Source organism: Ruegeria sp. CJ3, assembly GCF_056536725.1.
The window spans coordinates 152,929-171,526 of sequence record NZ_JBQFQE010000001.1 but is presented as its reverse complement, the minus strand read 5'-3'; the positions used below and the strand labels follow the sequence as shown (position 1 = coordinate 171,526).

Here is an 18,598-nt window from a genome sequence, read left to right as displayed (position 1 = left end):
AATCTGCCTGTAACGCGAATTGGCATTGCAGGCAGATGCAGGACACACACGCATTGGTACAGATGGCACCGGGGGCCAAGGCCCCGGCTGCCGATCAGGATGACGGCGCACCCCGGGTGGTGGCCCGGCAGCTCAGCAGCCGCGAAAAGGCGGCCGTCGTGGTTCGGCTGCTGCTGAACGAAGGCGCTGACATTCCACTTGAAGAGTTGCCCGATCCTTTACAGGAAAAACTGACCCACCAGCTGGGGCAGATGGGCCTTGTCGACCGGGTGACACTGGCCGCCGTTGCACAGGAATTCGCAGACGCGCTGGATGGTGTGGGCCTGTCTTTCCCCCACGGGCTTGCCGGCGCATTGGACGCCGTGAATGGCAAGATCGCCCCGGCCACCGCCGCGCGGCTACGTAAGGTGGCGGGTGTGCGCCAGATCGGCGACCCGTGGCAACGTCTGCGCGAAGTCCCACCTGACCAGCTGGCCGAAATGGCCAGGGCCGAAAGCACCGAGGTGGCGGCGGTGATGTTGTCAAAACTGGAAACCGCGACGGCGGCACAGGTGCTGGGCCACCTTCCCGGCCCTACGGCGCGGCAGATCACCTATGCGGTCTCGAAAACGGCAAATGTGACGCCCGAAGCGGTCGAGCGGATCGGCTGGTCGCTAGCCGCACAGTTGGACCAGCGCCCGACCCTGGCTTTCCCCGATGGTCCTGGCGCACGGGTTGGGGCAATCCTCAACCAGTCCGCAGCGGCAACGCGCGACGGCCTGCTGACCGCTCTGGACGAAGAAGATGCCGAGTTTGCCAACGCGGTCCGGCAGTCGATCTTCATCTTCGCCCATATCCCCGCCCGCATTCAGCCGCGCGACGTTCCGGCGATCCTGCGCGGGGTGGACCAGCCGGTTCTGGTGACCGCGATGGCAGGGGCCACCACCAAAGAGGATGCGGCGGCGGTTGAATTCATGCTGGCCAATATGTCCTCGCGCATGGCCGACAATCTGCGCGAAGAGATGGCAGATCGCGGCAAGGTCAGGCAATCCGAGGCCGAAGACGCGATGGCGCAGATCGTGGGCGTTATCCGGGCCCTGCTGGATGACGGCACCATCACGCTGGTCGAGACGGATGAGGAAGGCTAGCCCCACTTGTGAACAAAGAACGGGGCCTGTATGTCTGTCCGCGCAGTTCACAACACCCAGGTATCCCTCCCCATGCCCGTCGAAAAGTCGGAACTGAGCCGATTTGAGCTTGGAAAATACTACCTCGCCAACCTGTTCCTGAAAGGCGTGATCGGCGGTATGCGCCTGCTGCCCTATGAACGGCGCATCGGCGCGATGGGCGCTGTGACCCGGTGGCTGGCCCCGGTCGTCGGGTTTCGCACACGGGTGCGACGCAACCTGAAACTCACCTGCCCCGAGTTGCCCGAGGACGAAGTCAAACGCATCTGTCGGGCCGTGCCGGATAACGCCGGGCGCGCGATTATGGAGCATTTCTCGGCCGATGGCTTCATCGACCGGCAGAGCAAGGCCAAAGTGTCAGGTTCGGGGATTGAGGCGTTTGACAAGGCGGTGGCCGAGGGTAAGCCGGTGATGATGATCACCGCGCATTTCGGGCACTATCTGGCCGCCCGCGTCGCGCTGCAGGCGCGCAGTGGCCAGCCGATCGGCTGCCTCTATCGCCGCATGGCCAACCCTTATTTCAACGATATGTATGTTGACGCCTTCTACCAAACCGGCGCGCCGATGTTCGAACAGGGCCGCCGCGGCATGGTCGAGATGGTGCGCACGCTAAAAAGCGGTGGCATCATCGCGATTGTTTCAGACCTGCACGCCCACGGCGGTGAGGAACTGACCTTCTTCGGCAAGCCCGCCGTGACCTCGGTGCTGAATGCCGAACTGGCGATCAAATACAAGGCGGTCCTGATTCCCTGCTACGCGGTGCGCCAGCCCAACGGTATTGATTTTGAAATCGTACTGCACGACCCGGTGCCGCATACCGACGCCAAAACCATGACGCAGTTCACCAATGACGACCTCGAGGCGATGGTGCGACAGCACATGGGACAATGGTTCTGGATTCACCGCCGCTGGAAAGCGTGGAAGAAACTGGGCGTTCAGCCGCAGGACATGCCCTGATCACTTCACTCGCGCAGCAGCCACGATCGGCCCGTGGCCAACCCGCTGGATCAAGACCACGGCAGGCAGATCTTCGGTCAAAGACACCTTGAACTCCTGCGGCGCAGCGCCGTCCCAATGCCCGGCGATCTGCCAGTTTTCGACGACGTTGGCATAGTCCAACTCGTGCCCCGCCAGTTCTCCGCGCCGGATCGAGGCGTGGCGTATCGGTGAATACTGCACCACCCGCACTTCATAAGTCTGACCGGCAGGCAGTTCGACCGGGGCGACATCCACGACCAAATCGTCACCGGTGCGTTTCGCGGTGACCTCGGCCTCGGGCGCGGCGGTCAGATGGGCGTTGATCAGTCGATCCAATTCTCCCGCCTTGGCCCCCACCACATCCTGCCGACCGTTAACCACCATCTGCGGCGTATAGATCATCGTGCGCCCGCCCTCGCGGGCATAGGCGCGCTGACGCAGGGTATGGTCCGGCTTGGCGTATTCGTCCTTCCAGCCAATGTAGTCCCAGTAATCCACATGCAGCGCCAGGCCGATAACGTCCTCGCGCTGTGCCAATTGTTCCATGATCCGGTCCGCAGGCGGACAGGATGAACACCCCTGCGAGGTAAACAGTTCGACCACGACCGGGTCAGTCTCGGCAGTGGCGGCGGTGGTCAGAAAGAGTGAAGCAATCGCGGTCAGGGTGGCTGATCTGAGCATGAAATCTCTCGGCATGAGTGGCGTTCCAAAGGTCTAAACGGGAATCACATAAACCACCAATCAAGGTTTCTTGAGAGCCTGGCAGCGGAATTTCGCAAAAATGTGTGCAATGGTATACAAAAATTGCCGCAGGTAGCCTGTTGGACCTTGAACCGAAGGCCAACGTCATGCAGATACCCCTCAGCGAATCCCATATTCCACGTCATTTGAGAGGGAGGCCACAGATGCCCATCAAAGTCGGACAGGATACCGCCAAGACACGCCGCAGCCTGAGCGTGAATGGCAAGTCCATTTCCTATTACTCGATCCCCGCCGCGCAAGAAGCCGGTCTGGGTGATTTCTCGAACCTGCCCGCCGCGCTGAAAGTGGTGCTGGAGAATATGCTGCGGTTCGAGGATGACGGATTCTCGGTCTCGGTCGACGACATCAAGGCCTTTGCCGAATGGGGCGCGAATGGCGGTAAGAACCCGCGCGAGATCGCTTACCGCCCTGCCCGCGTGTTGATGCAGGATTTCACCGGTGTTCCGGCGGTTGTTGACCTTGCCGCGATGCGTGACGGGATCAAGGGTCTGGGCGGCGACGCGCAGAAGATCAACCCGCTGAACCCGGTCGATCTGGTCATCGACCATTCGGTCATGATCGACGAATTCGGCAACCCGCGCGCCTTCCAGATGAACGTGGATCGCGAGTACGAGCGCAATATGGAGCGTTACCAGTTCCTGAAATGGGGCCAGAACGCGTTCAACAACTTCCGCGTGGTGCCCCCGGGCACCGGCATCTGCCATCAGGTGAACCTGGAATATCTGGCCCAGACCGTCTGGACCGATACCGACCAGAGCGGTGAAGAGGTCGCCTATCCCGATACGCTGGTCGGCACCGACAGCCACACCACCATGGTCAACGGCATGGCCGTTCTGGGCTGGGGCGTTGGCGGGATTGAGGCCGAGGCTGCGATGCTGGGTCAGCCGATCTCGATGCTTATCCCCGAGGTTGTAGGCTTTGAACTGACCGGCGATCTGGTCGAAGGCACCACTGGCACCGACCTTGTTCTGAAGGTCGTCGAGATGCTGCGCGAAAAAGGCGTTGTTGGTAAATTCGTCGAGTTCTACGGCGAAGGTCTGGACCGTCTGCCGCTGGCCGACCGTGCCACCATCGCCAACATGGCGCCTGAATACGGCGCGACCTGCGGCTTCTTCCCGATCGACGGCGAGACCCTGCGCTATCTGCGCAACACGGGCCGCGACGAGGACCGGATTGCTCTGGTCGAGGCCTACGCGAAAGAGAATGGCTTCTGGCGGGATGCGGACTATGCGCCGATCTACACCGACACTCTGTCGCTGGATATGGGCACCATCGTTCCCGCCATCTCGGGCCCGAAACGCCCGCAGGATTACGTTGCGCTGACCAACGCCAAGGCCGCTTTCACCAAAGAGATGGAAGAGACCTTCAAGCGTCCCATGGGCAAAGAAGTCGCCGTCAAAGGCGAAGACTACACCATGGAATCGGGCAAGGTCGTGATCGCCTCGATCACGTCCTGCACCAACACGTCGAACCCCTATGTGATGATCGGGGCCGGTCTGGTGGCGCGCAAAGCGGCTGCTTTGGGCCTGAACCGGCAGCCCTGGGTCAAGACCTCGCTGGCACCGGGTTCGCAGGTTGTGTCCGCCTATCTTGAAGCCGCTGGCCTGCAAGAGGATCTGGACAAGGTTGGCTTTAACCTTGTGGGTTACGGCTGCACCACCTGCATCGGTAACTCGGGACCCATTCAGGCTGAACTGTCTGATGCGATTGCCGAAGGCGATCTGGTCGCCACGTCGGTTCTGTCGGGTAACCGGAACTTCGAAGGCCGTATCTCGCCTGACGTGCGCGCCAACTATTTGGCCTCACCGCCGCTGGTTGTCGTTTATGCGCTGGCCGGTACGATGGATATCGATCTGACGTCTGAGCCGATTGGTCAGGACAAGGACGGCAACGATGTCTACATGAAAGACATCTGGCCGACCCAGCAAGAGGTTGCGGAACTAGTTGAACAGACCGTGACGCGCGAGGCGTTCCAGTCGAAATATGCCGATGTCTTCAAGGGCGACGAGAAATGGCAATCGGTTGAGACCACCGACGCCGAAACCTATGACTGGCCGCCGACCTCGACCTATATCCAGAACCCGCCCTATTTCCAGGGCATGGGGACCGAGCCCGGCACGATTTCGAATATCGACGGTGCCAAGGTTCTGCTGATCCTCGGCGACATGATCACGACCGACCATATCTCGCCCGCGGGCTCGTTTGCGACGACCACTCCGGCTGGCAAGTATCTGGTTGAGCGTCAGGTGCAACCGCGCGAGTTCAACTCGTATGGCTCACGCCGCGGCAACCACGAGATCATGATGCGCGGCACCTTTGCCAACATTCGTGTTAAGAACGAGATGCTGGATGGTGTCGAAGGTGGCTATACCAAGGGCCCCGATGGCGCGCAGACCTCGGTCTATGAGGCGTCGATGGCCTATCAGGAACAGGGCACACCGTTGGTTGTCTTTGGTGGTGAACAGTATGGCGCGGGGTCTTCGCGTGACTGGGCAGCCAAAGGGACCGCTCTGCTGGGCGTCAAGGCGGTAATCGCCGAGAGCTTTGAGCGTATCCACCGCTCGAACCTGGTTGGCATGGGTGTCATCCCGTTCGAGTTCACCGGTGGTGACACTCGCAAGTCGCTGGGCCTGACGGGGGACGAGACCGTCTCGATCCACGGACTGGATACGATCCAGCCGCTGCAGGAAGTACCCTGCACCATCGTCTATGGTGACGGAACCGAGAAAACCATCACCTTGAAGTGCCGCATCGATACCGCGCCCGAGATTGAATACATCGAGAACGGCGGCGTGCTGCATTACGTGCTGCGGAATCTGGCCAAGGCAGGCTAACGCCGCATTGGCTTAGAGGTTTGAAAGGACGCCTTCGGGCGTCCTTTCTTTTTTGCGAGGCTCTGCCTCGCGCTCCGAAGTATTTTGAACAGAAGAAGTTGAATCTGTGCGGTTTTCCGGGTCTGGTGAGATCGGGAGGTAATCATGGACAAGGTCGCATTGGTGACAGGCGGGGCACGGGGCATTGGCCGCGCCATTGTCGAGGATCTGAGCCGCGATCATAGGATTGCGTTTACATGGCTTTCGACAGAGCCAGCATCCGAGCTGGTGCATGGGGAGGCTTTGGCGATCCGCGCTGATCTGACCGCGCCGGGTCAACCAGAGGCGGTGATCGCGCAGGTGATGCAGCGATTTAGGCGGATCGATGTAATCGTGAACAATGCCGGGTTGGTGCGGCCGACGCCGAAAGAGGCGTTTCAGGCCGATGCACACCGCGCGATTCTGGATCTGAATGTGCTGGTGCCTGCGGCCTTGCTGGCAGCCGCCTTGCCGCATCTGCAGCGAGAGGCCGCGATTGTCAGCATCTCGTCGATGAATGCGGTACTTCCGCCCCGCGACGCGGTGACCTATGGGGCCAGCAAGGCCGCGCTGAACCTGTGGACCCGTGCCATGGCGAAAGAGTTGGGGCCGGAGGGGATACGCGTCAACGCGGTGGCTCCGGGTGCAATCAACATCCCCGAAGCGCCGCGCTCCGAGGAACTGACAGAACTGTTCGTGAAGGATACCGCGTTGCGCCGGGCGGGGCGGCCCGAAGACATCGCCAAAGCGGTCAGATTTCTGGCGTCCGATGCCGCGTCATTTATCACCGGTGAGGTTCTGGCTGTCGCCGGTGGCTATCGCTTATGAACCGCCCGCAGCTTTCTCGAGCGCGGGGCGAATTGTGCTTTCGATGACGCGCTGGGTGATCGGCCCGGCGAAGCGCAGGAGGATCGTGCCCTCTCCGTCGATCACGTAGGTCTCGGGCACGCCGTAGACGCCCCAGTCGAGGCCCATGCGGCCTTGCTCATCCCGCCCGATGCCTGTGTAGGGGTCGCCGAGCTCGGTCAGGAAGGCCTCGGCATTGTTCAACTGGTCCTTGTAGTTGATGCCGTAGACTGGGATGCCTTCGTCCGACAGGGCCTGCAGGTTGGGGTGTTCCACGCGGCACGGGGCGCACCAGCTGGCCCAGTAGTTGACCAGCTTGACCTCGCCATCGCGCAAGGTGGCATCGTCAAAGCCCGGTTTGCCCGCGAATTCGGTCAGAACCACGGGCGGTGCGGTCTGGCCCTCGCGCGCCGAGGGCAGCGCGTTGGGGTCATCACGGAACATGCCGATCCCGGCCAGCACCGCGAAGGCTCCGAAGATCAGCGGCGGTGCGATCATCAAGGGTGATATCTTAGCCATGGCGCGACATCCGTTGTTCGACCTTCTCCATCTCGGCCCGCACCTTGCGACCCCGGATCAGGCTGAACACGACCAGCGCGACCAGCAACAAGATCGAGGCGGCATAGGCCGACAGGACGGTATCGGCGTATTTTCCAAGATCGGGTATCATCCGTTAACCCTTTCCCGCGCCAGCAGGGCCTTGATCCGGCGGGCGCGGATTTCCGTGCCGGTGCGGTAGAAGACAAGCGCGATGAACAGCAGCACGAAGCCGATAATGCACAGGAACAGCGGATAGAAGTAGATATTGCTGACCTTTTCTTCGGTATCCGTACCGGTGACGGCAGCGGCGCGCATCACCGATGCGCCCTGATGCAGGCCCTGATTCCAGAAATTCACCGCATAGCGGCTGAGCAGCGCAAAGACCGACCCAACGAGGCACAGGACTGCTGTCAGATCGGCCGCCGTATCGGGGTCTTCGATGGCTTCCCAAAGGGCCATGTAGCCGAGGTAGAACAGGAACAGAATCAGGAACGAGGTCAGGCGCGGGTCCCAGGCCCACCAGGTGCCCCACATGGGTTGACCCCAGATTGCGCCGGTTGCCAGCGCAATCAGCGTCATGACGATGCCGATCGGCGCGGCCGCGCGGGCGGCCAGCGCACTGACATGATGGCGGCGGACCAGCCAGACCAGCGACGTGGCCAGCATCATAAGCCAGCAGTTAATTGCCATTAACGCAGCGGGCACATGCAGGTAGATGATTTTGACGGTCGAGCCCTGTTTGTAGTCATCGGGGGTGAAGAAGAAGCCCCATATCAACCCGACGACCAGACAGATCGCCGAAGTAATCCAGAAAAACGGCAAGGCCCGCTCGGTCGTGGCGAGAAACTTGCGCGGATTGGCGTATTCCCAGAGGGCGTTGGCTTTGGCTGCGATTGTCATGGGCCTTATCTAGTCCGAGTCGGTGTGGTTCTCAATTGACCTCGGTCAATCTTCATTCCCCGTCACCGAAGATTGATACGCAGAACGGCGGCGCTGGCGAAAGGCAACAGCGCGACCGTGGCGGCGGTGATCCCGGCCAGCATCAGCAGCGGGGTTTGCGTCTCCATCCCTGTGGCACCGCGCCGGGCGACCTCGGCCCCGAAGATCAGGGTTGGGACATAAAGCGGCAGAACCAGCAGCGACAGCAGCAGGCCGCCGCGTTTCAGGCCCACGGTCAGGGCTGCGCCGAAGGTGCCGATCACGCTCATCGCCGGGGTGCCGATCAGCAGCGAGATGACCAGCCATGAAAAGCCGGGAACGGGCAGGTTCAACAGCACACCCAAAAAGGGCGCAGCCAGCACCAGCGGCAGGCCCGTGGTCAGCCAGTGGGCCAGCGCCTTGATGGTTACGACCGCCTCGAGCGGCAAGGGCGCGGTGGCCAGCAGGTCAAGCGAGCCATCCTCCCAATCCAGCGCCAGCAGGCGGTCGAGCGACAGCAGGCAGGCCAGCAGCGCGCCCAGCCACAGCACGCCGGGGGCGATGGTGGACAGCAGCGAGGATTGCGGGCCGACCGAGAAGGGCACCAGCACGGTGACGATCAGGAAGAACGCAAGGCCGAGGCCGAACCCTCCGCCCGCGCGGAGGGCGAGTTTCAGGTCACGCAGCAGTAGGGCGATCACAGGAAGCCTCCGTCGAAATCGTCGATGGGTTTGGGTTTGGCCTTGTTGGGGCCGACATCCAGAACCTCTCCGTCAAGGCCCAGGTCGATATGGGTGGCAATCAGGGCGGACCCGCCCTGCCCCAGATGCGCGCGGACGGAATCGGCGAACATCTGCACGGCGTTCTTGTCCAGCGAAACGGTCGGCTCGTCCAGCATCCATACGGGGCGGCCCGTCACCAGCATCCGCGCCAGCCCGAGGCGGCGCTTTTGCCCAGCCGAGAGGTTCCCCGCGTGGCGATCAGCCAGTTCGTTCAGGGCAAACGCGTCGAGCGCGGGTTGGATATCGTGGGTCCCGAACACCGAGGCCCAGAAGTTGAGGTTCTCGACCACAGTGAGCGTGGGTTTCAGCCCGTCGGAATGCGAGGCATAGGCGATCTGATCCTCTGCCCCCTCGATCTGCCCCGCCAACGGTGGCTGCAGCCCGGCCAGCGTGCGCAGCAGGGTTGTCTTGCCGATGCCGTTGGGGCCACGCAGGATCAGCGCGCGCCCGGGTTGGAGCGAGAAGCTCAGCCCTTCGAGCACAGGAACGCCGCCGCGGGCGATGGCCAGATCGGTTACTTGCAATGTCATGGTGCCCGCTTAGCGGATTGTGGGTGCCGGCAAAAGGTCGGAAATGCCGCAGAGTGGTGACCTTGGTTTTGTGGTGGGGGTGGAGCGAGGGGCCAGCCCGCCGCCATTGGCGCTTGAACCAATGGCGCACCAATGACGGCTCCCCGGGATATTTTTGGCCAGATGAAGATTGGATCCTTAGGCAGGGATCAATGCCAGTGCGACGCGGCGGCCTTCGGAGAGCAGCACGTTATAGGTGCGGCAGGCGGCGGGCGAGTTCATGATTTCGACGCCGATGCCCGCCTCTTCCAGCTTTGTGCGCAGGGCGGCGGGGATATGGGTGAGGTCTTTGCCAGTGCCGATGAAGAGGACATCGATGTGATCGGACAAGGCCAGCAGCGGGCTTTCGTCGGCATAACCGTCCCATGTCGTGGTTCCTGTAGGGCCGGTCAGCACCGGGCCCTGGTGGACTTGGCCGCCGATACGGAAGAAGCCAGGGCCGTACCCGTCGATCGGCTTGGCGTCGGTGTAGGTGATCTCGTTCAGGCGCATGGCTGGGTTTTAACCCCAAACCGGAAGGCCGGACAAGGCCGCGGATGCGATCACCAGATAGGCGGTTGCACGATAGAGTTTCTCTCGCTCGGGGCGGAACAGCCAGCCACCCAGCCCGTTGCCCGCGATGTTGGGGATGGCAAGCATGAGCCCGATCCCGACAGCCGGCAGGGTGACGCGCCCCATGCCGGTGAGATAGCCGAGGATCAGGAAGTCGAAGGCAAACAGGAACAGCAGGATCGTGGCACGGATCACGGCAACCGGCAGCGGGCGGGACATATAGAACAGGATCACCGCCGGGCCTGGTATTCCCGCGACACCACCGAGGAGGCCGGCGGCCCCGCCGATGGCTGTGACCATGCCCCGGTGAACCGCTCCGCGATACCGCAGCCCAAGGATCAGCGCCGCCAGCATCGACAGCGAGATCAGGCTGACCAGATAGCGAAACAGCACTGGGTCCGAGCGGGTGAGCAGCCAAAGGCCGACAGGCAGGATCAGGGCGCATCCCAGCAGAAGGCGCGCGAGATCGCCCTTTTCAACCACGGCCCAGGCGCGGCGCAGGTTCGGCAGCGGGCCGAAAATGTCCATGATGGTCAGCGCGATGATCGCGCCGAAGGGGCCCAGATGGGGGCTGGCAAGTGGCAGGAAGATCAGGGCTGTGCCAAAGCCGGAAAACCCGCGCACCAGGCCGCCGACAAAGGCGGCCAGAATGATGACGGCCAGACCGGTTGGGGTCTGGCCGAGAAGATCAGGCATCAATATTGGCGAACTGGTTGCCCGCCGTGTTCGACGGTTTCGACCAGTCGCGCTTGACCCCTAGCCACAGCAGGATGGTCGAGGCCACGAAGACCGACGAATAGGTCCCCACGATCACACCCCAGATCATCGCGAAGACGAAACCTCTGATGACATCCCCGCCCAGCACATAGAGCGAAATCAGCGCCAGCAGCGTGGTGACCGAGGTCATCACCGTCCGACTGAGCGTTTCATTGATCGAGATGTTCAGAACCTCTTTGAGGTCCTTCTTCTTGTACTTCCGCAGGTTCTCGCGCACGCGGTCAAAGACGACCACTGTGTCGTTCAGCGAATAGCCGACGATAGTCAGAAGCGCCGCGATGATGGCCAGATCGAAACGGATCTGCAGTTCCGAGAAGATGCCGATCGTCAGGATCACGTCATGCACCAGCGCAGCCACGGCGCCAAGGGCAAACTGCCATTCGAAGCGTAGCCAGATGTAGACGAGGACGGCTCCGATCGCCAAGGCCACGGCGATGACCGCAGTCTGGATCAACTCGCCCGAGACCTTGGGGCCGACGGATTCGACGGACACGAACTGGATATCGGGGGCGGCGGCACTCAGCGCCTCTTCGACGGCGGTGATGGTGCTGGCGGCAACGGCCTCGGCGTCGTCCTGCGCCTGAATGCGGATCATGGCGACATTTTCATCGGGTCCGAAGGTCGGGTCGAAGATCTCGGTGATGGTGATGTCGCCCAGCTCCAGCGGCGCGATGGCGTCGCGGTAGGCACCGACGTCAATCTGTTCGGTGCTTTGGGTGCGGATCGTGGTGCCGCCACGGAAATCGATGCCGAAGTTCAGCCCCTGCAACAGGAACGACGTGAAGGCGATCACCATCATCAGACCCGAGATGCCCAGCCAGACTTTCCAGCGGCTGAAGAAATCGAACGAGGTGTTTTGCGGTACGAGTTTCAGTCTCATGTCAAACCTCGATCATTTTCGGACGACGGCGTTCGAACCACATCACGATCATCAGGCGCGTCACGAAGATCGCCGTGAAGACCGAGGTCAGAATACCCAGACCCAGAGTGATGGCGAACCCGCGCACCGGGCCGCTGCCCATGGCAAACAGGATCGTTGCGGTGATGAAGGTGGTCACGTTGGCATCCAGAATCGCCGACAGCGCCTTTTCATAGCCCAACTCGATGGCCCGTGCTGGGCCTTTGGCCGATTTCAGCTCCTCTCGGATACGTTCGAAGATCAGCACGTTGGCGTCCACCGCCATACCGACCGTCAGAACGATACCGGCGATGCCCGGCAGGGTCAGCGTCGCACCGATCAGCGACAGCAGGCCGAACAGCAGCCCCACGTTCAGGATCAGCGCGACATTGGCGAAAAGGCCAAACAGGCCATAGCTAAGCGCCATGAAGACCAGCACAGCGGCAAAGGCCACCATGGTTGCGACTTTACCCGCGTCAATGCTGTCCTGTCCCAATTCGGGGCCGATGGTGCGTTCTTCGAGGAAGTCCAGGCCCGCCGGCAGCGCACCTGCACGCAGCAGAACGGCCAGATTGGTGCTTTCCTCGACAGTGAAATTGCCGGTGATGATGCCCGACCCGCCGGGGATGTGGCTTTGGATCACGGGGGCCGAGATGACCTCGTCATCCAGCACGATGGCAAACGGTGCGCCGATGTTTTCCAGCGTATAGTCGCCGAATTTGCGCGCCCCGGAGGTGTTGAACCGGAAGCTAACCGCCGGGCGGCCATTCTGATCGAACGCAGGCTGCGCGTCGACCAGTTCCTCGCCCGTGACGACGGGCGCCGATTCCAGCGTGTAATAGACGCCGCTTTCGTCAATCGAAGGTACGATCTTTTCACCCACGCCCGGGACTGCGTCGGGGTCAGAGCCGCGCCCCACCACCGGATTAAAGGTCAGCTGAGCGGTGGTGCCGATGATCTCTTTCAACTCACCCGCGCTGCCGATACCGGGAACCTGAATCAGGATACGGTCTGCACCCTGACGCTGAATGGTGGGCTCACGAGTGCCGACCTCGTCGATCCGGCGACGGATGATTTCAAGGGACTGGCGCACGGTGCGGTCGTCTGAGGCCAGCTTTTCAGCCTCGGACAGTTGCACGACGATCTCGTCGCCATCGGCACGGGCCTCGATATCGGTGGCCCCTACTCCGGTCAGTGTCTGCACCTGACGGGCCAGACCGCGAACAACCTCCAGCGCGCGGGACATGCCTTCGGGCTGGCTGATCTTCACGCGAATCTCGTCCGGGGCCGACGGTTGTTTGCGAATGGTGCCGACGGTGGCGCGCTCATCCCGCAGGGCGTCGCGGATTTCGGGCCACATCGCCTCCATCCGGGATTCGTAGACATCGCCGACCTTGACCTCGGCCAGCAGATGCGCGCCGCCGCGCAGGTCGAGGCCCAGATTGACCAGCGAAGATGGCAGCCAGTTGGGCCATTGTCCGGCCTCGGCCTGCATTTCAGGGGTGTCGATGCCAAGCTCAATCGCGGCCTTGGCATCGTTGGATTGTTCGACGCGCGTGTAAAACGCATTCGGCAGGGCCAAGAGCAGGCCGATCACGCAGACCGACCAGATCAGAACCCGCTTCCAGGTATCAATTTGCAGCATTACCCTGCCTTTTCAAGGGATTGTCGCGCGAGGTTACTTCGCCGGTTCAGTCTTGTTCAGAACCTGTGCAATGGTGGCCTGCACCACACGCACCTTGACGCCTTCGGCGATCTCGACCTCGACCTCGCCGTCGTCCTTGACCTTGGCGACCTTGCCGATCAGGCCACCTTGGGTGACCACCTGATCCCCGCGGCGCAGCGCTTCGACCATCGCCTTGTGTTCTTTCATCTTTTTCTGCTGCGGACGGATCAGCAGGAAATACATGATCGCAAAGATCAGGATGAGGGGGAGAAACTGGGCGATTGCGCCACCTTCCATGGGATATTCCTTTGTTCTGATGCTGCGGAGGGCTCTCCGCAAATTTGGCGGGAACCTATGCCCTGAACCGGGCGTTTGCAAGCAAAGGCGGCACGGGAATCTGTCATGGACCGGCATCGACGGCCACGGATGCCGTCAAGCGTTGCAGATATGCCCTAGGAACCAGCCCCAAAGCGGATATAGTCACCAGTCAGGAGGACCTATGACGCCAATCTTCAAGCCCTTCCGTTTGCTGTCTTATTTGCTGTGGATCGCGGTCTTGATCTGTGGGTTTTCCTCGTTGGCCGTCGCGCAAGACACCACGGGCGAGGTCGTCGAAACTCCGGCCGAAGACAGCGATATTTTCAAGGCTCCGGTAATTGTCGACGGGGATATCCTGTTCCATCTGCGCGGCTCAAGCGCCCTGCCCGCGTCCGAGCGTGCCGAAGGCGTTCAGGACAAGATCATCGAGATTGCCGAGTCCTCGGACGACCCCACGGTCGATATCAGTTTCGAGGAAACCGAGTTCGGCACCTGGGTCATGGCCGATGGTGAACGAGTGTCGATTGTCACCGATGCAGATGCCGATCTGGATCAGATGGACCGCAGCGTCGTCGGCGTCCTGCATGGCAACGCAATCCGCGACGCCATCGAGTCCTACCGTGCCAACCGCACCGAGCAGGCGCGCGTCTCCGGTGCAATTGAGGCCGCAGGCTGGACCATAGGGTTCGGCCTGTTCATCCTGATCATCCTCTGGCTGCACCGTCGGATCAGGCGGCGGACGTTACGGTTTGTCCAGCGTCACCTGAAAGAGGTCGAGACCGCCACCGCCAAGAGCGTACAGGCCGAAGCCATCGCCGCGCTTGTGCGCTATGGGCTGAATCTTGTTCTGCTGATCGTCTTCTTCCTCGGCTTTTACTACTATCTGTCCTTCGTCCTGCTGGCCTTTGCCGAAACCCGCTATTTCGCCCAGCTTCTGCTGACTTATCTGACCGAGCCGGTGCTGCTGATCTTTCGGGGCGTCATCAGCTATATCCCCAACCTGATCATGCTGGGGCTGATCACCTGGATCACGCTGTACATCATCAAGGGCATGCGCGTGTTCTTCGACGCGGTCGAGGCCGGTACTTTCGAGATGCGTGACTTCGAAAGCCATTGGGTGAACCCCACTTTCAACATCGCCCGCGTTGCCGTCATCCTGATCGCACTGGTCTTTGCGGTGCCCTACATTCCGGGCTCGGATTCGGCAGCGTTTCAGGGGCTGACCATTCTGGTGGGCGCGATGCTATCTCTGGGCGCGAACTCTGTGGTGTCGAACATGCTGGCAGGGCTGTTCGTGATCTATCGCCGATCAACGTCGATCGGGGACCGCATCCAGATCGGCGACCATATCGGCGATGTGGTGCAGATCAAGCTTATGGAGACGCATCTGAAATCGATCAAGAACGAGCTGATCTCGATCCCCAACGCGCAGCTGATGAATTCGGATGTGGTGAATTTCTCGAAGAAAACCGATGGCAGCGGTTTGCTGCTGCATACCACCGTCGGCATCGGCTATGAGGAACCGCCCGAGAAGGTCGAGGCGATGCTGATCGAGGCCGCCCACCGCACCAAGGGCATCAAGGCCAAGCCCGAACCCTTTGTTCTGTGGACTGCCTTGGCCGATTACGCGATCAACTATCAGATCAACGGCTATACCACGCGGGGCAGCATCATTCCAAAAATCCGCTCGGACCTGCATCGCAACATCGTGGCCGTGTTCAACGAGAACAATGTGCAGATCATGACGCCATCCTACATGGCTGACCCGCCCGAGCCGAAAATCCCGGCAGAAGGCTGGGATGGCCATCTGGCACATGAAACGCACGAGGACGACGATAAGTCGTAACCGGTGCTACACCCCGCCTGTCAGATGGTGCATAAGCGCTCTCAGTGATTCACGCATTCAAGGATCTGAGACATGCACGACATCCGCGCCATTCGCGAAAACCCAGCCGCCTTCGACGCCGCCCTTGCGCGCCGTGGGGACGCGCCGGTGTCGTCAGACCTGCTGAGGCTGGACGAAAGCCGCCGCGCCAAGATTCTGGCGGCTGAGACCGCGCAGGCCGAACAGAACAAGGCCAGCAAAGAGGTCGGTGCTGCCAAGGGCCGCGGTGATGAGGCCGAGTTTGAACGCCTGCGCGCTTTGGTCGCCGAGAAAAAGGCCGAGATCGCGCAGATGCAGAACGAGGCCAAGGATCTGGACGCTCTGCTGACCGACCAACTGATCCGCATCGCCAACCTGCCCGCCGAGGATGTGCCCGAAGGTGCGGACGAGGACGACAATGTCGAGGTTTCGCGCTGGGGCACCCCGCGCGAACTGGATTTTGCACCGAAAGAGCATTTTGAAATCGCATCCGTCCAAAACGGCATGGATTTCGAAACCGCCGCCAAACTGTCCGGCTCGCGCTTTGTGCTGCTGTCCGGCGGCGTCGCGCGCATCCACCGCGCGCTGGCTCAGTTCATGCTGGACACCCATATCAACGAGAACGAACTGACCGAGGTCAACGGCCCGGTTCTGGTTCTGTCCGAGATGATGCAGGGCACCGGCCAGTTGCCGAAATTCGGCGAAGACAGCTATCAGACCCGCGAAGGCTGGTGGTTGATCCCGACGTCCGAGGTCTCGCTGACCAACATCATCAACGACACGATGATCGAAGAAAGCTATCTGCCCCGCCGGTACACCGCGCATTCGCTCTGCTTCCGGTCCGAGGCCGGATCGGCGGGCAAGGATACCCGTGGGATGCTGCGCCAGCACCAGTTTGAAAAGGTCGAGATGGTCTCGGTCACGCATCCCGACAACTCGGACGCTGAACAGAAACGCATGCTGCGCTGCGCCGAGGGGATTCTGGAGAAGCTGGGCGTGCCCTATCGCACCGTGATCTTGTGCACCGGCGATATGGGTTTTGGCGCGCGTCGGACCTTTGACATCGAGGCCTGGTTGCCCGGTCAGGATACATACCGCGAGATCAGTTCGGTCTCGACCTGTGGCGACTTTCAGGCGCGTCGCATGAACGCGCGCTTCCGCCCCGAAGGTGGCGGCAAGCCGGAATATGTGCATACGCTGAACGGTTCGGGCCTTGCGGTCGGGCGCTGCCTGATTGCGGTGCTGGAAAACGGTCAGAACGCGGATGGCACGGTCACCCTGCCCGACGTTCTGGCTCCCTATCTGGGCGGCAAGCTGACGCTGCGGACCGACGGCACACTGGCATAAGAAAACCGGCACCCCTAGGTGCCGGTCGGATTGAACAAGGCGGAGAAGGTGTTACTTCTTCGCCTTCTTCTTATCCTTCTTCTTTACGGATTTCTTATCGGGCTTTTTGTCCGACTTCTTTTTCGCCTTCTTCTTTTCGGCCTTTTTCTTGCCGCCAGATTTGGACTTCTTGTCCTTCTTGGCTTTCTCTTTGACCTTTTCCTTGGCCTTCGAGAAAACGGCCTCCATCTCGGATTTCTTGCGCGCAGCTTTCTCAGCCTTCGCCTTGGCCTTGGCTTTTTTCTTCGCCTTTGCCTCGGCCGCTGCCAGTTCTGCAGTGGCGCGTTCTTCGGCTGCCTTGCGCTCGGCCTCGGCCTTTTTCGCGGCGGTCGACTTGCGCGCAGGTGCCCGGCGCGCCGGGGGTTTGCGGGCCGGCGCACGGCGCGCAGGTGCCTTGGCCGGCGTCGGTTTGGCGACAGCCTCGTTCGCGGCGGCAATCAGAATGGCGGCCCGGGCAACACCGATACGCGGCACCTTCACCAGATCTTCGGGCTTGGCCTTTGCGACGGCCTCGGCGGTTTTGAAGCCGTTCGAATTCAGCGCTTGGGCCAGCGCCTGTCCTACGCCGCGTACATCGGTAACTGCAGTCATCGCGGGTCCTTTCCTGTCTTCTCGCATCTATGTATGTACACGGAACATGCACCCTGACAAGGGCGTCGACCGCCTGCCCCCGGATCAGCCGCTCTGAGCCAAACCCTGCGCCTGTGGCCGCTTGGGGAAGGGTACCAGACGTTTGGCCTCTTCATCCCACAGCTTGAGATTCAGCGCCGCCACTGCCTCGGGGAACTTGATCCGGCGCGGCGTGTATTCGGGCGGCAGGTTATAGTGGCACGCGCGCAGCCGGTAGGACGGGATACGCGCGTTGAAATGGTGGATGTCGTGCAGGGTGATACAGGCCACCGCATTATCGAACCACCACCCAAAATCCAGCGCCGACGACCCCTGCAGCGCGGCCAACTGCGGATCGAGATCGGGGCGGCGATCCCAATAGGTATCCTCAAAATTATGCTGAAGGTAGACGAGGAACACACCAAGCATCCCGCCCAGCAAAGAGAAGATCAGCCAGACCAGAATGCCGGTGCTGCCCGCGATCAGATAGAGCAGCCCCAGAAAGACAATGATCGACAGATTATGCAGCAACACGCCTCTTACGCCGAAGCGAACGGTGTTTTTTGGCCAGCGATAACGAATGAAGTAGGTGAACAGCGCACCCACCGGCACAAGGATAAACGGGTTCCGGTAAAGCCTGTAAAACAGACGCTTTTTCCAATCCGCCTCATTCCATTCGCGCAGCGTCATGGTGTGGATTTCGCCGGTTTCGCGATGTTCCAGATTGCCGATCCCCGCGTGATGCAGATTGTGGTTCTGCTTCATCACCTCAAACGGTGCAAAGGTGAACGGCGACAGGCCGTGGCCCGCCCATTCATTCTGCGCCCGCGTCTCAAACAGCGAGTGATGCCCGCAATCGTGCTGGAGCACGTAAAGACGCACGGCAGAGAAGGCAAAAACGACCCCCGCCGGGATCATGATATACCAACGATCCACATAGGCGATCGCCAGCGTCAGCGATGCAAAATACACAGCAAACGTCCCGAAATAGCTGAGCGCGGCCAGCCGGTTGTCCTGTACCGCGTATTGTCTTGTGTATTCCCTCAGATCCATCACGCCCGCTCCCCAGGGTGGTCCGGTTATGTACTGTTTCAAAATGATATGCGGGCAGCCCG

At 61.2% G+C, this 18,598-nt stretch carries 19 protein-coding genes; 6 read left to right on the top strand and 13 right to left on the bottom strand.

Going from position 1 to position 18,598, the window contains the following annotated elements; all coding sequences use genetic code 11:
* The first annotated feature begins 35 nt into the window (after positions 1 to 35).
* Both ACR0J1_RS00825 and ACR0J1_RS00820 read left to right on the top strand, forming a co-directional pair.
* A complete protein-coding gene (locus ACR0J1_RS00825) occupies positions 36 to 1,127 on the top strand; it encodes a flagellar motor switch protein FliG (RefSeq protein WP_480730157.1) in 1,092 nt (363 codons plus the stop codon).
* Between the two features lie 72 nt (positions 1,128 to 1,199).
* Positions 1,200 to 2,123: a lysophospholipid acyltransferase family protein gene (locus ACR0J1_RS00820; RefSeq protein WP_480730159.1), complete on the top strand. Its 924-nt coding sequence runs from the start codon at positions 1,200 to 1,202 to the stop codon at positions 2,121 to 2,123.
* Here ACR0J1_RS00820 and ACR0J1_RS00815 read toward each other — a convergent pair whose 3' ends face one another.
* Positions 2,124 to 2,825 (bottom strand): DUF1223 domain-containing protein, encoded by a 702-nt coding sequence (locus ACR0J1_RS00815; RefSeq protein WP_480730160.1) that lies wholly within the window; start codon positions 2,823 to 2,825, stop codon positions 2,124 to 2,126.
* 224 nt (positions 2,826 to 3,049) lie between these two features.
* On the opposite strand from ACR0J1_RS00815, the gene acnA reads away from it, so the two are divergent.
* Positions 3,050 to 5,740, top strand: coding sequence for an aconitate hydratase AcnA (acnA, locus tag ACR0J1_RS00810; RefSeq protein ID WP_480730162.1), 2,691 nt, complete (start codon positions 3,050 to 3,052; stop codon positions 5,738 to 5,740).
* 144 nt (positions 5,741 to 5,884) lie between these two features.
* A complete protein-coding gene (locus ACR0J1_RS00805; protein WP_480730164.1) occupies positions 5,885 to 6,586 on the top strand; it encodes an SDR family NAD(P)-dependent oxidoreductase in 702 nt (233 codons plus the stop codon).
* On the opposite strand, the gene ACR0J1_RS00800 is transcribed toward ACR0J1_RS00805, so the two are convergent.
* The 10 genes from ACR0J1_RS00800 to yajC form a co-directional block, all read right to left on the bottom strand.
* Entirely contained in the window at positions 6,581 to 7,123 is a 543-nt protein-coding gene (locus ACR0J1_RS00800) for a DsbE family thiol:disulfide interchange protein (RefSeq protein WP_480730166.1), read from the bottom strand. The genes ACR0J1_RS00805 and ACR0J1_RS00800 overlap by 6 nt on opposite strands.
* Entirely contained in the window at positions 7,116 to 7,274 is a 159-nt protein-coding gene (gene ccmD, locus ACR0J1_RS00795) for a heme exporter protein CcmD (RefSeq protein ID WP_480730167.1), read from the bottom strand. Before ccmD ends, ACR0J1_RS00800 begins: the two co-directional genes overlap by 8 nt.
* Positions 7,271 to 8,044, bottom strand: coding sequence for a heme ABC transporter permease (locus ACR0J1_RS00790; protein ID WP_480730169.1), 774 nt, complete (start codon positions 8,042 to 8,044; stop codon positions 7,271 to 7,273). The genes ccmD and ACR0J1_RS00790 overlap by 4 nt, the downstream gene beginning before the upstream one ends.
* Before the next feature lie 62 nt (positions 8,045 to 8,106).
* Complete coding sequence (ccmB, locus tag ACR0J1_RS00785) at positions 8,107 to 8,763, bottom strand: heme exporter protein CcmB (protein ID WP_480528710.1); 657 nt, start codon at positions 8,761 to 8,763, stop codon at positions 8,107 to 8,109.
* Positions 8,760 to 9,374 carry a heme ABC exporter ATP-binding protein CcmA gene (ccmA, locus tag ACR0J1_RS00780; RefSeq protein WP_480730170.1) on the bottom strand — a complete coding sequence of 205 codons (615 nt, stop codon included), beginning with the start codon at positions 9,372 to 9,374 and terminating at the stop codon, positions 8,760 to 8,762. Before ccmA ends, ccmB begins: the two co-directional genes overlap by 4 nt.
* A 177-nt stretch (positions 9,375 to 9,551) precedes the next feature.
* A complete protein-coding gene (locus ACR0J1_RS00775) occupies positions 9,552 to 9,905 on the bottom strand; it encodes an Mth938-like domain-containing protein (protein WP_480730172.1) in 354 nt (117 codons plus the stop codon).
* Positions 9,906 to 9,914: 9 nt separating this feature from the next.
* Positions 9,915 to 10,661 (bottom strand): TSUP family transporter, encoded by a 747-nt coding sequence (locus ACR0J1_RS00770; RefSeq protein ID WP_480730173.1) that lies wholly within the window; start codon positions 10,659 to 10,661, stop codon positions 9,915 to 9,917.
* Positions 10,654 to 11,622, bottom strand: a complete 969-nt coding sequence (gene secF, locus ACR0J1_RS00765) for a protein translocase subunit SecF (protein ID WP_480730174.1) — start codon at positions 11,620 to 11,622, stop codon at positions 10,654 to 10,656. The genes ACR0J1_RS00770 and secF overlap by 8 nt, the downstream gene beginning before the upstream one ends.
* Position 11,623: 1 nt before the next feature.
* On the bottom strand, positions 11,624 to 13,285 hold the full coding sequence (gene secD / locus ACR0J1_RS00760; RefSeq protein WP_480730176.1) for a protein translocase subunit SecD: 1,662 nt from the start codon (positions 13,283 to 13,285) through the stop codon (positions 11,624 to 11,626).
* 33 nt (positions 13,286 to 13,318) lie between these two features.
* Positions 13,319 to 13,603: a preprotein translocase subunit YajC gene (gene yajC, locus ACR0J1_RS00755; protein ID WP_480730177.1), complete on the bottom strand. Its 285-nt coding sequence runs from the start codon at positions 13,601 to 13,603 to the stop codon at positions 13,319 to 13,321.
* 202 nt (positions 13,604 to 13,805) lie between these two features.
* On the opposite strand from yajC, the gene ACR0J1_RS00750 reads away from it, so the two are divergent.
* Together ACR0J1_RS00750 and serS are read left to right on the top strand one after the other, a co-directional pair.
* Entirely contained in the window at positions 13,806 to 15,470 is a 1,665-nt protein-coding gene (locus ACR0J1_RS00750) for a mechanosensitive ion channel family protein (protein WP_480730179.1), read from the top strand.
* A gap of 72 nt (positions 15,471 to 15,542) precedes the next feature.
* Complete coding sequence (gene serS, locus ACR0J1_RS00745; RefSeq protein ID WP_480730181.1) at positions 15,543 to 16,835, top strand: serine--tRNA ligase; 1,293 nt, start codon at positions 15,543 to 15,545, stop codon at positions 16,833 to 16,835.
* A 51-nt stretch (positions 16,836 to 16,886) separates the two neighbouring features.
* Here the strand turns inward: serS and ACR0J1_RS00740 are convergent, their stop codons facing one another.
* Both ACR0J1_RS00740 and ACR0J1_RS00735 read right to left on the bottom strand, forming a co-directional pair.
* Complete coding sequence (locus ACR0J1_RS00740) at positions 16,887 to 17,465, bottom strand: helix-hairpin-helix domain-containing protein (RefSeq protein ID WP_480730183.1); 579 nt, start codon at positions 17,463 to 17,465, stop codon at positions 16,887 to 16,889.
* An 84-nt stretch (positions 17,466 to 17,549) separates the two neighbouring features.
* Complete coding sequence (locus ACR0J1_RS00735) at positions 17,550 to 18,536, bottom strand: fatty acid desaturase (protein WP_480730413.1); 987 nt, start codon at positions 18,534 to 18,536, stop codon at positions 17,550 to 17,552.
* Between the last annotated feature and the right edge of the window lie 62 nt (positions 18,537 to 18,598).